Below are 14,727 nucleotides of genomic sequence, written 5' to 3' on the forward strand. Positions count from 1 at the left end.
ATGAGCACCCAGACAGCGACCCCCGCCAACCCGGCGGCCCCCTCCGGTGCCCGCCCGTCCTACCGCCTGACCTTCCTGGGCGTGCTGCGCTCGGAGTTCCTGAAGTTCCGCACCCTGGTGTCCAGCTGGGTGCTGGTGATCGTCACCGTGGTGGCCATGATCGGCCTGGGCGCCCTCTTCGCCTATGTGGCGGTGGTCCAGGTGGGCTTCAACGAGGACATCCAGCAGCAGATGGAGAGCGACCCCCAGCTCGGCGGGGAGATGGCGGCGATGCCGGACCCGATGGACTTCGCCCTCCAGTCACCCGCCGCGGGCGTGACCCTGGCCTACCTCATCCTGGGGGCGCTGGCCGTCGTCGTCATCGCCTCGGAGTTCGGCACCCGGTCGATCACCTCGACCTTCACCGCCGCGCCTAAGCGCGCCGAGGTATATATCGCCAAGGCTATCGTCATCGGCGTCTACTCCGCCGTGATCGCGGTGATCTCCGTGCTCGGCGCGTGGCTGGTGGCCCAGCCGATCCTGTCCCAGGAGGACCTGACCTTCAGCCTCTGGCGCGAGGACGTGTGGTTCAACATCCTGGGCGTCGTCGTGATCTTCGTCCTCACCGCCTGGATGGGCATGGGGCTCGGCGCCCTGGTGCGGAACAATGCGGGCGCCATCGTGATCCTCGTGGTGCTCCTGTTCGTCACGGCCATCATCTTCTCGATGCTGCCCTGGGACTGGGCCAAGGACTTCACGCAGTACCTGCCGCAGTCGCTGGCGGGCATCCTCGGCAACCCGGTCGAGCCGTCCGACGCGACGCAGACGGCCACCGAGGGGGACGCTCCCGGCTACGTGGAAGCGGGACTCTGGTACGCGGTGTGGTGCGGCGTGCCGCTGGTGGCGGGGCTGTTCAGCTTCACCTCCCGCGATCCGAAGTAACCTCTCCCTAGAGCTCGCAGCACGCGAGGGCCCTCCCTGTGGGAGGGCCCTCGCGCGCATCCGCCCGGCGTCGTGACTCCCCGGCAGTCCCGGCGCCGAGCCCCCTCCGGAAAGGTCCACCGCCCATGACGCCCCAGGTCCTTAGGTCGCCGCGCGAGGCCGCGCGCCGGGTGCGGCTGGGGCTGCTCACCCGCGGCGAGGTCAGGTCGGTGCGGCGCCGCCTGGTCTGGACGGCGTTCTCCCTCGTGGTCATCGCGGCGCTGGTCGCCGCGATCGGCAACACCTTCCTGGTGAACCACACGCCCGAGCAGGCGGTGGAGAACTACCTCGCCGAGCTGCGGGACGGGCGGTACCTCAGCGGGATCGGCAAGGGGGCCTACGGCGAGCCGGCGATGAGCTACCTCTCCGACGCCGCCTACGCCGGCGCCTCCGGGCGGGTCGAGGCGTTCACGCTGGTGGGCATCGACGGCGCCGGGCAGAAGGACCGCAGGAACGTGACCGCGCTGGTCAAGACCTCGGAGGGAACGACGGCGCAGACCCTGCCGGTGCGCCGGATCGACCGGCCCGGCCCCTTCTACGACTCGTGGGAGGTGGAGGGCCCCCGCTACGGCACGATCGAGGTGAGCTCCAACGTGATGGTCCCTGTCATGGGGGTGAACGGCGTCGTCGCCAACCTCCGCCACGGCGAGACGGGCCTCTCCGAGAGCGGGTACGGCGTGCTGGAGCGCTCCCCGGAGCCGGGCTTCCCGCACGGGGCCCTCCAGGCCTCGCTCGGGCGGGTCCCGGCCGCGCCGGGGGTGGAGCCCGAGGGCCCGCGGGAGGTCGCCGTCCACTGGCGCTTCCCGGCCCTGCCCGGGGACTACCGCTACGACGCGACCGGCCTGCCGTACTACTCGCTGCGCACGGAGCCCCCCGTGACCGGCGTCGGGATGCGCGACGACGCCGCCCACCGCGTCGACCTCCCGCTGCGCCCCTCCCCGCGGATGTGGTCCGAGGTCGACGAGAGGATCCAGGAGTGGTTGGCCACCTGCGAGGCCTCGACCTCCCCCGATCCCGCGGGCTGCCCCGGCAGCACGGCGCTCGAGCGGGGGGAGGTCGAGCGGGAGGACATGGAGAACGTGCAGTGGCGGCTGCTGGGCCGCCCCGCCCTATCACTGATGCAGGACTCCGAGGGCGACCCCACGGGGCGGACCTGGGTGGCCAGCCGGCACGCCCCGGCGCGGATGGAGCTGACGTACGACGTCGGCGGTCAGGCCCGTAGTGAAACCCTGAGCTTCCCGATCGATGCGCGGGTAGTCTCGGACGGGAGAACAGCACACATCACGGCAGGGCTGCCGAGCGTGCAGGACTCGCAGGCGCCCCTGATGGACCGCAGCGGAGACGAATCATGAGCTACGAGGAACCAGAGCACTACACGCCGCGCTACTTCGACGGCAGCCGCCGGAGCCGGCCGGCCGCCACGGATCCGGGGGCCTACGCGCGCCCCGTCTACATCCGGCCCAAGTCGATGCTGGTCGCCTACCTCCTCTGGCTCTTCCTGGGCGTCTTCGGCATCCACAAGCTGTACCTGGCCCAGCCGTTCCAGTTCGTCTTCTACCTCATCCTGCACGGGCTGGGGTGGCTGCTCGCGGCGATCTTCATCGGCTACCTCTTCTTCGGCATCCTGGCGCTGCTCCTGCTGATCGACATCGTCGCGATCCCACTGCGGGTCGGCAGCCTCAACGCGCGGATGACCCGCCGGGCGTACTGACCGCGGCCGGCCGGGCCGCCGGCGTCGTGAGCTGCGTCCCAGGCGCCTGGGCCGGAGAGGCCCGGTGCTGTACCCTGGGGAGAGTCTGTGCCGTCTCGGCTCGTAAGAGCCGAGGGCACGCAACGCACATGCGAACCTCCTGCTACGGAAAGACCGTAGCCGCCAGAGACCAAAGGAGGTGGGTTCAAACATGCGTGATTACGAACTCATGGCCATCATCAACCCCGAGGTTGAAGACCGCGCCGTCGAGCCGACCCTCAACAAGTTCCTCGACGTCGTCCGCAAGGGCAACGGCACGGTGGAGAACATCGACATCTGGGGCCGCCGTCGGCTCGCCTACGAGATCCAGAAGAAGACCGAGGGCATCTACGCCGTCGTCACCTTCTCCTCGGAGCCCGACGTCGCCAAGGAGCTGGACCGCGTTCTGAGCCTGAACGAGTCCATCATGCGCACCAAGATCATCCGCCCGGAAGAGCAGAAGATCTCCTAGTTTCCACATCCCGCCCGGAATCGGCGCGCGCCGCCGGATCCGGTGCTTGACTGGAAGCATCACCCATACGACTGAAGGAGGTCATGATGGCCGGAGAAACCATCATCACGGTTGTCGGCAACCTCACCGCCGACCCTGAACTGCGCTTCACCCCCTCGGGTGCCGCGGTTGCGAACTTCACGATCGCCTCGACCCCCCGCACCTACGACCGCCAGTCCGGCGAGTGGAAGGACCAGGAGGCCCTGTTCCTGCGCTGCTCGATCTGGCGCGAGGCCGCGGAGAACGTCGCGGAGTCCCTGACCAAGGGGCAGCGAGTGGTCGCCCAGGGCCGGCTCAAGGCTCGGTCGTATGAGACCAAGGAGGGCGAGCGCCGCACCTCCATGGAGCTGGACGTCGACGAGATCGGCCCCTCGCTCCGCTTCGCCACCGCCACCGTCAACCGCAACCAGCGCTCCGGAGGGGGCAACTTCGGTGGCGGCCAGGGCGGCTTCGGTGGAGGCAACCCCGGCGGTGGCCAGGGCGGCTTTGGTGGAAACCAGGGCGGCGGCAATGGCTACGGCGGAAACGGCTTCAACCAGGGGGGCGACCCCAATCGCGGAGGCGGCCAGCAGGCGGCGCCCGCGGCGGACCCCTGGGGCCAGAACTCCGGCGGAGGCAACTACGACTGGAGCGCTGGCCAGGACGACGAACCGCCGTTCTAAGCCGGGGCGCGACGCTCAACCCCACTCCCATTCACCCATCCCGCGGTGTCAAGACCGCGGGCTCCATATCCATGAAGGAGCACCACGATGGCTAAGGCTGACATCCGTAAGCCCAAACCAAAGCAGAACCCCCTGAAGGCTGCTGAAGTCACCGAGATCGACTACAAGGACGTCGCTCTCCTGCGCAAGTTCATCTCCGACCGCGGCAAGATCCGTGCGCGTCGCGTCACCGGCGTGACCGTTCAGGAACAGCGCAAGATCGCCCAGGCGATCAAGAACGCCCGCGAGGTCGCCCTGCTGCCCTACTCCGGCGCTGGCCGCTAAAGAGAAGGAGAGTAGAAGAACATGGCAAAGATCATTCTGACTCAGGAAGTCAGCGGACTCGGTTTCGCTGGCGACGTGGTCGAGGTCAAGAACGGCTACGCCCGCAACTACCTCCTGCCCCGCGGCTTCGCCACGGTGTGGAGCAAGGGCGGCGAGCGTCAGGTCGAGTCGATCCGTCAGGCTCGGGTCGCCCGTGCGCAGGCCAACCTCGAGGACGCCCAGGCGCAGGCTGAGAAGCTCTCCGCCGCCGTCGTCTCCGTCCCGGTGCACGCCGGGGCAGAGGGCCGCCTGTTCGGCACCGTCAAGCCCGCCACCGTCGCCGAGGCGATCGAGGCGGCCGGCCTGGGCTCCGTCGACAAGCGCTCCGTGACCATCGAGTCCAACATCAAGCGGACCGGCCGCCACGTGGTCGCCGTCCGTCTGCACGAGGACGTCGTCGCGAGCGTCGAGCTGGACGTCGTCGCCGCCTAGGCTGCGCGACTCCCTCGGGACGCTTGGACAGCGGCGCCCGGCCCCCTGCCTCGGAGCAGGGGCCGGGCGCCGCTTTCATGTCCCTGTGAGGAACGCGTGACAGGATGATGAGCATGCCGCAGAGACGAGAAGCCAACACCTGGGAACCCGAGTGGGACGAGGAGACGGAAGCCCCCCGACGACGCCGCGCGCCCTGGCTGCCCAGCACCCGCCTGCTGGTGCTCGCCCTGGGGTTGTGGGTCGCCTCGGTGGTGTTGCTGGCCCTCGGCTTCCTCGGCGGGAACACGGGCAGCAACGAGGCCGTGCTGGCGTTCTTCCTCGTCTGCATGATCGTCTCGGTGATCGCCTCGGCGCTGGCGAGCTTCCTCGCGCTGTTCGGGCTGTTCAAGTACCGCCGGCGCAAGATCGTGAACCTGCTGCTGCTGATCGTCTCGGTGCTCACCAACCCGATGGTGCTGCTGGGACTGGCGGTCTCGGTGCTCACCTGACCGGAGGGGTGATCCTGGCTCGGAGGCTCGGAGGCTCGGAGGCTCGGAGGCTCGGAGGCTCGGAGGCTCGGAGGCTCGGAGGTCCTGCAGTTTGGACGCCTGGGCGCCGGTGTCAGAGCCGGACCGGACGAGGCAGGCCGGGCTCGTCGCATCCCTCGACCCATGCCGGACCGACGGGGTGGGATAGATTGGAGAGAGGGCCCGGAGACCTTCCCGGACCCGAGATCAGGCGGAGCTGTGCACAGATGTGGATTGCAGTTTCGCCTAGTCAAAGCATATCTGTGGAACAACGGGGGAAGTTTTCCACAGGTTAATCCCCATAGTGTGCACAACCGGCACGGGCGTGTTGCACAAGTTATCCACAAGAGATGATCGGTGCGGCTGCCGGCGGACGCGTCGCAGTCGATAATGAGGAGTTCCAGCCGTGTCTGAGATCGTTCAGGAGCAGGACCGCGGGCGCACCCCGCCCCAGGACAACGTGGCCGAGCAGTCGGTCCTCGGCGGGATGATGCTGTCCAAGGACGCGATCGCCGACGTCGTCGAGGCCCTGCGCGGCGTCGACTTCTACAAGCCCGCCCACGAGTCCATCTACGAGGCCATCGTGGACCTCTACGGCAAGGGCGAGCCCGCGGACGCGATCACGGTCGCCGACGAGCTGACCAAGCGCGGCGAGCTGAGCCGCATCGGCGGCGCGGCGTACCTCCACTCGCTCATCTCCTCGGTGCCCACGGCCGCCAACGCCGGCTTCTACGCGGAGATCGTCCGCGAGCGGGCGGTGCTGCGTCGCCTCGTCGAGGCCGGCACCAAGATCGTGCAGCTGGGCTACTCCCAGGACGGCGAGGTCGACGACGTCGTCAACGAGGCCCAGGCCGAGGTCTACCAGGTGGCCGAGCGGCGCACCGCCGAGGACTACGTCGTCCTCAAGGAGGTCATCGGCGAGACGGTCGAGGAGATCGAGGCCAACGGCGACAAGACCGACGGCATGCAGGGCGTGCCCACCGGCTTCTACGAGCTCGACGAGCTCACGCACGGGCTGATGGGCGGCCAGATGATCGTCGTCGCCGCCCGCCCCGCGGTCGGCAAGTCGACGCTCGCGCTGGACATCGCCCGCTCGGCGTCGATCCACCACAACAAGGCCAGCGTGATCTTCTCGCTCGAGATGTCCCGCAACGAGATCGCCATGCGCCTGCTCTCCGCCGAGGCCTCGCTGAACCTCTCCGACCTGCGCCGCGGCTCCCTGGAGGACAGCCAGTGGTCCAAGATCGCCGAGGTGATGGGCCGGATGGACAAGTCGCCCCTGTTCATCGACGACTCGCCGAACATGTCGATGATGGAGATCCGCGCGAAGTGCCGGCGGCTGAAGCAGAAGAACAACCTGCAGCTCGTGGTGCTGGACTACCTGCAGCTGATGTCCTCGGGCAAGCGCGTGGAGTCGCGTCAGCAGGAGGTCTCGGAGTTCTCGCGCTCGCTGAAACTGCTGGCCAAGGAGCTCGACGTCCCTGTCATCGCGCTCTCGCAGCTGAACCGAGGTTCCGAGCAGCGCACGGACAAGAAGCCGATGGTCTCGGACCTGCGCGAGTCCGGCTCGATCGAGCAGGACGCGGACATGGTCATCCTGCTGCACCGCGAGGACATCTACGACAAGGAGTCACCGCGCGCCGGCGAGGCCGACGTGATCGTGGCCAAGCACCGCAACGGACCCACCAAGACGATCACGGTGGCGTTCCAGGGGCACTACTCTCGGTTCGCGAACATGGCGAGCGACGGCGGGTTCTAGGCGAGCGCCGGGGCGGAGGCCTCCGCTGGGACGTTCGTCTTTCCCCGGAGTGATCCCGGGCAGCCCCGCGGTGCGGCCCGGGCATGCGCCGTCCTCCGCCGGCCCAGATCTGCAGGCTGCGGAGGCCCGGCGCAGCGCATGGATCCGCCTTCGTCCTCGAAGCAGCCGAAGCCCATCGACTCCCATCGGAGGAAAGGGGCAGACGCCGTCCCCCGAAAGGCGTACAAAGGAGAAACATAGGTTCTCCATACGGGAGACCCACCCGCATCTGACTGAATGGCAGGAGAGTTCTCAGCGAGAAAGGGCGGCCGAGCGTCCCGAGGCGCCGCACGGCGTTCAGGGCGAGGCCGCGGCTCGCGTCCGGGCCCGCGGACCCGGCCATCACCTGACCCCCGGGTCCAGAGACCGACGGAGAAGAAGCCGATGAGTGAGAAGCCATCGACGGAGGAAGAGGCGACGGGAAAGGCTCCGCTCGCTCCTGCCAGATCCCACCGTCTCGTGGGGATCGACGCCGCCCGCGGTCTGGCCCTGATCGGGATGGTCGCCATCCACATCCTCCCCTCGTGGAGCGACCAGACCGGCCGGCCCACGGTGACGTGGCTGCTGTTCTCCGGGAACGCGGCGGCGCTGTTCGCGCTGCTGGCCGGCGTCGGGCTCGCCCTGATGTCCGGCGGCCGCCGCCCGCACAAGGGGCGGCGCATGCTGGCCGACCGCGTGGGGCTGGCGGTGCGCGCGGTGCTGATCGCCCTCCTCGGCCTCTGCGTCAGCGCGGTCATGCCGGCCGACCCGCCGGCCTACAGCATCCTGGTCTACTACGGCGCGTTCTTCCTGCTGGCCATCCCGTTCCTGAAGGCGAGGCCCCTGACGCTCTTCGTCTGGGCCGGCATCCTCTGCGTCGCCGTGCCCGTGCTGATGCAGAGCCTCCGGGAGGAGCTCCCGGACTGGACCGTCTACAACCCGACGTTCTCCGACGTCTTCGAGGCGCCGGCCGCCACGCTCTCCCAGCTCCTGCTGACGGGGACCTACCCCGCCCTGGCGTACCTGGTCTTCGTGCTCGCCGGCCTGGGGCTGGGGCGTCTGAACCTGCGCGAGACCACCAACCAGGTCCGGATCCTGGTGGCGGGCGTGGTCATCGCGCTCCTCGCCCGGCTCGGATCCCATATCCTGCTCTACGGCATGGGCGGCTTCGAGCAGCTGTACCTGACCAGTCCCTTCGGCCGGGGACAGCTGCGGGACGCGCTGATCTGGGGCCCGGACTTCATCCCGACCAACTCCGCGTGGTGGTACGCGATCGCCACGCCCCACACCGAGATGCCGCTCGCGATCGCCTCGAGCCTGGGCATATCGCTCGCGGCGCTGGGCGCCTTCCTGCTGGTGGGCAACAGGATCGCGGAGTGGCTGAGGCCCCTGAGCGCGATGGGGGCCATGACGCTGACGCTCTACACCGCGCACCTGCTGGCCCTCTCCGCCGAGGTGCACTACGAGCTGCCCTACCTGTGGTTCCTCATCCAGATCGGGGTGGCCGTCGCCTTCGCCCTCGTCTGGCAGAGGTGGCTGGGGAAGGGACCGCTGGAGCGGGGGATCGGCGCGGCGGTCACGGGCACCCGGCGCGTGGTCATGGGGCGCACGCGGCGCCACGGTGGACCCGGCGAGATGCGCGAGGGATGAGATGCCGGGCGCCGGGCGTCCCAGCGAAACCCCAGGAATCGCTGGGTGTTCTGAAGGGTCTGCCACAGTTCGTGCGCAGGGCGGATCCCTACAGTAGGAACTACCTCAAAGGTGCGAGTGATTGAGAACCCGAACGGCCCCGCCGGAGTGTTGAGCTCCGAGCGGGGTCGTTTGGTGTGTTCAGGGGCTGTGGCTACGATCGCGGCCAGGCCAGGCCAGGCCAGGCCAGGCCAGGCCAGGGCAAGGAGGCTGAACATGACAGCGCCGTGGCCTTCTCCGGAAGATGAAGGACTGACGCCGCAGAAGGATCAGGCCTCCGCCTCCGTGGCCCCCTCGAGGTCCAGACGCCGGGCGGTCGTCCTCACCCAGCGCTCCAAGATCTCTTCGCCGTGCCGTGCGAGGTCGGCCCCCAGATAACCGAAGACCTCGGCGTTGATCACGCCGATGAGGGAGAGCCACACCTCGACGGCGTCGGCCGCGGCGCCAGTCGGGGCCTGCACGTCGAGGTCGCGCATCCCCTCGGCCAGCTCCTCCCGATAGGCGGGGCTGAGGGAGCTCGTCTCCTCCTCGGGCGTGCGATCGTGCCCGAGTATCTCGACGAATCGCGCCATCACCCGGGTCCCCGGCCCGGTGGTCCGCTGGGCGGGGGCGACGTAGCCGGGGACCGGCGTGCCGTAGATGAGGGACCAGCGCTCCGGATGCCCGACGGCCCACGAGCGCATCGCCCGCGCCACGGCGGGGAAGGCCTCCGCGGGGTTCACGGGGTCCGTGGCGGGGTCTGAGAGCACCGATTCCGCGAGGTCCTCGTAGGCGTCCACCACCAGGAGGGTCAGGAGCTCGTCCCGGGTGGAGACGTGGCGGTATATCGCCGAGGACGCCACCCCCAGCTGACGGGCGATCTCCCGCACCGAGAGCCCCGCGGCCCCCCGGTCGGCGAGCTGGGCCCTGCCCGCCCGGATGATGCCGCGGCGCATCTCCTCGCGAGCCTCGGCATGGGATCTGCGGACCTTTGTCATGGGAACAGTCTGCCAGGAGAGAGTGTCCGAGGGAATTTGGAGAGCAGTGCTCTTGAAAAGTCTCGCCAGTCATCCTAGGCTGGGAGCGACTTATAGAGAGCACTGCTCACAGAATGGAGAGGGTCATGAAGTATCTCGTCACGGGAGCGGGGCAGATCGGGCGGCAGCTCGTCGCGGATCTGGGCGCGGAGGGGCACGACGTCGTCGTGCTGCGTCGCGGGGAGGGCGCGGTGCCCGGCGCCCGGACGGTGAGCGGGGATGCGGCGGACCGGGACCTGCTGCGGACGGCTGCGGCCGGGGCGAGCGCCGTCTTCCACTGCGTCCACACCTCCTACGACGCCGAAGCGTGGGAGCGCGACCTGCCCGGCCGGGAGCGGGCCGTCATGGACATGGCGGCAGAGCTCGGGATCCCCGTGGTCTTCCCGGAGTCCGTCTACGCCTTCGGCGAGGGTGCCCGCGACCTGAGCGAGGACGCCGCCTGGGAGCCGGCCTCGCCCCTCGGCGAGGTGCGCAGGCGTCTGCTGGCCGCGCGCGAGGCGCATCCGGCTCGCACGCTCTCCGTGGTGGCCGCGGACCTCCTCGGTCCCACCGCGAACCCGCAGACCTCCGTCTACAAGATGATGGTGCTGGGGCCGGCGCGCCGAGGACGCACGGCCTGGGTCATGGGCGATCCGGACGCCCCGCGCAGCTTCACCTACATCCCCGATCTCAGCGCCGCGATGGTCGTGGCGGCCCAGAGGTGCGAGGCCCTGGCGCCCGGAGGGAGCGCGGTGCTGATGGCCCCGAGCGGGGGCCCGCTGAGCCAGCGGCGAATGGCCGCGGACGCCGCGCGCGTCTCCGGCCGCCGGAGGGCGAGGGTCCGCCGGATCCCCCGCCGGGTCTTCACCGTGGGCGGCCTCTTCTCGCCGATGATGCGGGAGCTGGGGCGCCAGTCGTACCTGTGGCGGCACCCCAGTGTGCTGCGCCCGGGACGCCTCGCGCGTGAGTACGGCATGACGCCGACGCCGTGGGATGCGGTCGTGCGCGAGGAGTGCGACGAGGGAGATGTCGGCGGTGAGCTGCGGGGCCGCTGAGGGGTTGTTCGAGGGGGCGACATCGGCCGATGAAGGGAACTCTGGTCAGCCCGTCCGTGAAGGGGACCGGCTCCCGCCCTGAGTCTTAAGTATCGGAGGGGTTGTGTAAACCCCGGTCAGGATATCCCCCCTCACAGTATGCGAAAGTATCATTGATTTCTCCTCAGGGAAGACGGATATCATCACCTCACATGGTCCTGAACGGCTGGGGCGGCTATCAGGCGATGACCTGGGGGGAACGATGAGAAGAATGCTCAGATCGACCACTGCCGCCGCTCTGTGATGAGTCGCGGGAGGGAGGCCTGGGAACATCGCAGCTCGCGTTTCATCGAGGAGCAGATGACTGCGAGGATCCCGGGGATCGATCTCGAGGATCCGTGGATGGATGAGTCGCTGCGTGCTGCCGAGGCCGAATTCCTCAAAGGCTTCGCGCATGCTAATGGCATGGCAACGGATGTCTTCGAGGAATATCAGATGTATCTCGGCGAAGGCCTCATCCGAGCTTTCGAGGGACGATGGGCGCACCTTCCGTCAGAGCTCCTCGGCGAGACGGGGCAGGCCGGCAGGGGCATCGCGTACCGTCGTATGGAGCCCGTGGACATCACCGACGGGATGATCGGCTTCGCGCTCGCCGAGCGCTCGGGCGAGTGGTGGGCCTCGGTCTTCAGGAGCAATCGGGAGCTCATGCCGGATTGACCCCAGGCCCGAGGCCCTCCGCCCGAGACCTCAGGCGGAAGGCGCGGAGGGATCCGCTTCCGCGGAGGCCGCAGGCTCCTCTGCAGGAGCCTCCCGGCCGGCGTCCCGCTCGTGCACCAACTCGTGGACCCCCGAGATCACCTCGGTGGGCCGGAACGGGTACCGCTTGATCTCGGTCTCGTCCGAGATGCCGGTGAGCGTCAGGATCGTGTGCAGCCCCGCCTCGATGCCGGCGACGACGTCGGTGTCCATCCGATCGCCGATCATCGCCGTCGTCTCCGAGTGGGCGCCGATCCGGTTGAGGGCGGAGCGGAACATCATGGGATTCGGCTTGCCGACCACGTAGGGCACCCGCCCGGTGGCCTTGGTGATCAGCGCGGTGATCGCGCCGGTGGCGGGCAGGACGCCGTCCGCGCTGGGGCCGGTCGCGTCCGGGTTGGTGGCGATGAAGCGGGAGCCGTCGAGGATGAGGCGGATGGCCTTGGTGATCGCGTCGAACGAGTAGTTCCGCGTCTCGCCGACGACGACGTAGTCCGGGTCGGTCTCGGTCATGATGAAGCCGGCCTCGTGCAGGGCGGTGGTCATGCCCGCCTCGCCGATCACGAACACGGAGCCACCCGGCATCTGCTTGGCCAGGAAGTCCGCGGTGGCCAGGGCGGACGTCCAGATCCGCTCCTCGGGAACCACGAGGCCCGAGGCCCGCAGCCGGGCGGAGAGGTCGCGGGCGGTGAAGATCGAGTTGTTGGTGAGGACCAGGTAGGGCGCGTCCTCGCGGCGCCACTGGTGCAGGAGGTCGGCGGCCCCGGGGAGGGCCTTGTTCTCCTGGACGAGCACGCCGTCCATGTCGGTGAGCCAGCTGGTGATGTGACTGCGATCCATCGAATCCGCCTCCAGGGTCGAGTTCGGCGCGGCGGGGGCCTGCCCTTGGTTAATCACTGTAGTGGCTCCGCGGATTCCCGTCCCGCTATGGGGAAGCCGCAACCGAGGTGAGGGTCCTTGGAGAGCGGGTTTGATAGGAGCGGGGGTGGAAGACGGACAGACGCATCTGAGCGAGAGAGAACCGCATCATGTCCTTAACTAGGGATATTCGGAGGTTTCGTTCCGAAAATCTGAGTGGTCCTTGTCCAACGAGGCACGGGGAGGTCGAGTTTTCGGCAGGATGGCTCCGAAATCCGTTAGTAATGCGCAGATCATCGATTGTTTCTCCGCTGGTGCTGTTTCGCAGCCTCGCCGGGACTATCGGGCTCGAGCGGTGACCCGGCATAGGGAGAAGGGGCGATGCGGCTTGTGTGGTCCGATGCGTCGGGGCCCGGAAAAGGCGGACATCGGTGCGCCCCGGTGATGAGGACGCGGAGAGGCTCCACGGGGCTGAGGGGCGTCAGCCATCCTCGCTGCCGGTGTCATCGCCTCTCCGAATGACCGGATATTATGTGGGTGATCCCCGTATGAGAAGAGCTGTTCCCTTGGCGTCGCCCCCTCTTGATTTTGTTGCCATCGACTTCGAAACCGCCAACGCCGACAAGGCGTCGGTCTGTCAGGTCGGAGTGGTCAAGGTCCTCGGTGGTGAGATGGCCTCGATCCAGTCCTGGTACGTGCGGCCTCCGACGGGCCTGACCTCGTTCGACCCCGAGAACATCGGCATCCACGGCATCAAGCCCAAGGACGTCCTCAAAGCCGGCATCGAGTGGGCTGAATCCGTGGAGCGCCTGGAGAAGCTGTGCGCAGGCCTGCCGCTCATCGCCCACAACGCCGCGTTCGACCGAGGGGTCTTCGAGGCCGCCTGCCGGATGACCGGCGTCGAAACCCCCTCATGGCGCTGGGAGGACACCCTCAAGATCTCCCGCGAGTATCTGGATCTGCCCAATCACAAGCTGCCGACGGTGGCGGAGCATCTGCGTCTGCCCCGGTTCATGCACCATGACGCCGCGGCGGACGCCCAGGCCTGCGCGCTGGTGACGATGGGCATCGCCCGCCTGGTGGATGCGACGCACGTTGACGACCTGTGGCCTGCGCCCCGAGTCTCCACCGGCCGAGGGCCATCGGCCCGCTGGTTCGACAAGGCCGCGAAGGCCAAGGTCTCCGAACTGCCTCAGCCGTCTCCCGAGGCCGATCCGGAACACCCTCTGCACGGTCAGATGGTCGCCGTCACCGGTGACGTTCCCGGCATGACGCGCTGGGAGCTCTTCGAGGCGATCGCCGCCGCGGGCGGGACGCCACAGAAGAGCGTGACCCTCAAGACCACCCTTCTGGTGGCGGCAGATCACGCCGATCTGACGGAAGGCTACGATCCTGCGTCCGGCTCCGCCAAGGAGAAGAAGGGCCACGAGTATCAGCAGCGGGGCAAGCCGATCCGCTTCATCGGTCGACTGGAATTCGAGGAGTGCCTCGACTGGAGTCCTCAGCGCCCTCAGGAGGATGTCGGGAGCGTCGCTTCGGTCGCGTTGCCGACCCCCGCTTCTCCCGCGTCGCGGGAGGTGCGCCCGGAGAGCGGGGATCTCATGCTGCCGGAGAGGATCGCGGAGAGCGGGGTTCTCAGCCTGGAAGAGGAGCCCCGAGCTGACGAGCGGCAGGTTCTCGAGAGTCCCGGTCTGCTGGGGGACAAGGTAGGCACCGAGCAACTCGATGATTCTGCCCCAGCGTACCTTGCCGTCGAGAGCCCCGACCCGGCGGGGCCGAGCGAGTCTCCCCAGTCCCCCGCCGGGACCATTCGCATGACGACGCCGGCCCCCGAGGCCTCGCCGAGAACGAGTGAGTTCTCCGAGCCGACGGTGTCAGTCGTATCAGAAGGGGGTCAACGGCCTCTTGAGGGGGCGGCCATCAGAGAAGGCTCCGAAGCCCGCACTGTCCACAACCCCGCCGAGCCTGGTGGCGGTGCCTCCCGTCTGCTTCGCCGGATCTTCGGATGGATCGTGCTGGTCCCCTCGGCTCTGTTCGGGATCCTCTACCTTGTGCTCATCATCTTCGGTCTGATCACGGATCCTCCGGAGACGGTGGTGACGCTGGGGGTCATCGTCCTCTCGCTCTTCGTCACCGCGGTATTCGCTGTGCTGTGCTGGCTCGGTATGTATCTCATCTGGTTTCGGGACAGGCGTCGACGCGCGGTGGTGACGGGTCGGGAAGGCACGAGGACGGGTGCTGCCGAAGGCTGACCTGGGGACGCCCGCTGCGGTGGCTTCCTCTGGCTGAGTGAGGTGGCGCTGTATGTTGTGCGTCGCTAGGGAGATTCGGAGGTTTCGTTCCGGAAACCTGAGCAGCTCCCGCCTCAGCTAGAGACCGGGACCTCAGATTTCCGGAACGATAGCTCCGAAAACCACTAGTAGTGCGCAGCTCTTCATGATTTCTGTGGCGACGC

At 68.3% G+C, this 14,727-nt stretch carries 15 protein-coding genes; 13 read left to right on the forward strand and 2 right to left on the reverse strand.

The window, feature by feature from the left end; genetic code table 11:
• The 10 genes from EWV39_RS04740 to EWV39_RS04785 all read left to right on the forward strand — a co-directional run bounded on the left by EWV39_RS04740 (position 1) and on the right by EWV39_RS04785 (position 8,590).
• Positions 1-921, forward strand: a complete 921-nt coding sequence (locus EWV39_RS04740; RefSeq protein WP_165313141.1) for an ABC-2 transporter permease — start codon at positions 1-3, stop codon at positions 919-921.
• Between the two features lie 125 nt (positions 922-1,046).
• Positions 1,047-2,312 carry a hypothetical protein gene (locus EWV39_RS04745; protein WP_129657151.1) on the forward strand — a complete coding sequence of 422 codons (1,266 nt, stop codon included), beginning with the start codon at positions 1,047-1,049 and terminating at the stop codon, positions 2,310-2,312.
• Positions 2,309-2,671, forward strand: a complete 363-nt coding sequence (locus EWV39_RS04750) for a TM2 domain-containing protein (protein ID WP_129657153.1) — start codon at positions 2,309-2,311, stop codon at positions 2,669-2,671. The genes EWV39_RS04745 and EWV39_RS04750 overlap by 4 nt, the downstream gene beginning before the upstream one ends.
• 190 nt (positions 2,672-2,861) lie before the next feature.
• The gene (rpsF, locus tag EWV39_RS04755; protein ID WP_129657155.1) at positions 2,862-3,161 is read left to right on the forward strand and encodes a 30S ribosomal protein S6; all 300 of its coding nucleotides are present in this window, start codon (positions 2,862-2,864) and stop codon (positions 3,159-3,161) included.
• Positions 3,162-3,247: 86 nt separating this feature from the next.
• The gene (locus EWV39_RS04760) at positions 3,248-3,862 is read left to right on the forward strand and encodes a single-stranded DNA-binding protein (RefSeq protein WP_129657157.1); all 615 of its coding nucleotides are present in this window, start codon (positions 3,248-3,250) and stop codon (positions 3,860-3,862) included.
• Between the two features lie 87 nt (positions 3,863-3,949).
• Complete coding sequence (gene rpsR / locus EWV39_RS04765) at positions 3,950-4,186, forward strand: 30S ribosomal protein S18 (protein WP_129657159.1); 237 nt, start codon at positions 3,950-3,952, stop codon at positions 4,184-4,186.
• A gap of 21 nt (positions 4,187-4,207) precedes the next feature.
• Entirely contained in the window at positions 4,208-4,657 is a 450-nt protein-coding gene (gene rplI, locus EWV39_RS04770; protein ID WP_129657161.1) for a 50S ribosomal protein L9, read from the forward strand.
• Between the two features lie 113 nt (positions 4,658-4,770).
• Positions 4,771-5,145, forward strand: coding sequence for a hypothetical protein (locus EWV39_RS04775; RefSeq protein WP_129657163.1), 375 nt, complete (start codon positions 4,771-4,773; stop codon positions 5,143-5,145).
• 424 nt (positions 5,146-5,569) lie between these two features.
• Positions 5,570-6,922 (forward strand): replicative DNA helicase, encoded by a 1,353-nt coding sequence (dnaB, locus tag EWV39_RS04780; RefSeq protein WP_129657165.1) that lies wholly within the window; start codon positions 5,570-5,572, stop codon positions 6,920-6,922.
• Positions 6,923-7,345: 423 nt separating this feature from the next.
• Positions 7,346-8,590, forward strand: a complete 1,245-nt coding sequence (locus EWV39_RS04785) for a heparan-alpha-glucosaminide N-acetyltransferase domain-containing protein (RefSeq protein ID WP_129657167.1) — start codon at positions 7,346-7,348, stop codon at positions 8,588-8,590.
• A 308-nt stretch (positions 8,591-8,898) separates the two neighbouring features.
• Here the strand turns inward: EWV39_RS04785 and EWV39_RS04790 are convergent, their stop codons facing one another.
• Complete coding sequence (locus tag EWV39_RS04790) at positions 8,899-9,606, reverse strand: TetR/AcrR family transcriptional regulator (protein ID WP_129657169.1); 708 nt, start codon at positions 9,604-9,606, stop codon at positions 8,899-8,901.
• A 125-nt stretch (positions 9,607-9,731) separates the two neighbouring features.
• Here EWV39_RS04790 and EWV39_RS04795 point away from each other — a divergent pair, with 125 nt between their 5' ends.
• Together EWV39_RS04795 and EWV39_RS04800 are read left to right on the forward strand one after the other, a co-directional pair.
• Entirely contained in the window at positions 9,732-10,679 is a 948-nt protein-coding gene (locus tag EWV39_RS04795) for an NAD-dependent epimerase/dehydratase family protein (protein ID WP_165313143.1), read from the forward strand.
• Between the two features lie 381 nt (positions 10,680-11,060).
• Complete coding sequence (locus EWV39_RS04800) at positions 11,061-11,375, forward strand: hypothetical protein (RefSeq protein WP_129657173.1); 315 nt, start codon at positions 11,061-11,063, stop codon at positions 11,373-11,375.
• Positions 11,376-11,405: 30 nt separating this feature from the next.
• On the opposite strand, the gene EWV39_RS04805 is transcribed toward EWV39_RS04800, so the two are convergent.
• On the reverse strand, positions 11,406-12,254 hold the full coding sequence (locus EWV39_RS04805) for an HAD-IIA family hydrolase (protein WP_129657175.1): 849 nt from the start codon (positions 12,252-12,254) through the stop codon (positions 11,406-11,408).
• A gap of 584 nt (positions 12,255-12,838) precedes the next feature.
• On the opposite strand from EWV39_RS04805, the gene EWV39_RS04810 reads away from it, so the two are divergent.
• Positions 12,839-14,524, forward strand: a complete 1,686-nt coding sequence (locus EWV39_RS04810; protein ID WP_165313145.1) for an exonuclease domain-containing protein — start codon at positions 12,839-12,841, stop codon at positions 14,522-14,524.
• Positions 14,525-14,727 lie beyond the last annotated feature (203 nt).

The sequence above is a fragment of the Rothia halotolerans genome, assembly GCF_004136635.1.
Lineage (GTDB): Bacteria > Actinomycetota > Actinomycetes > Actinomycetales > Micrococcaceae > Rothia > Rothia halotolerans.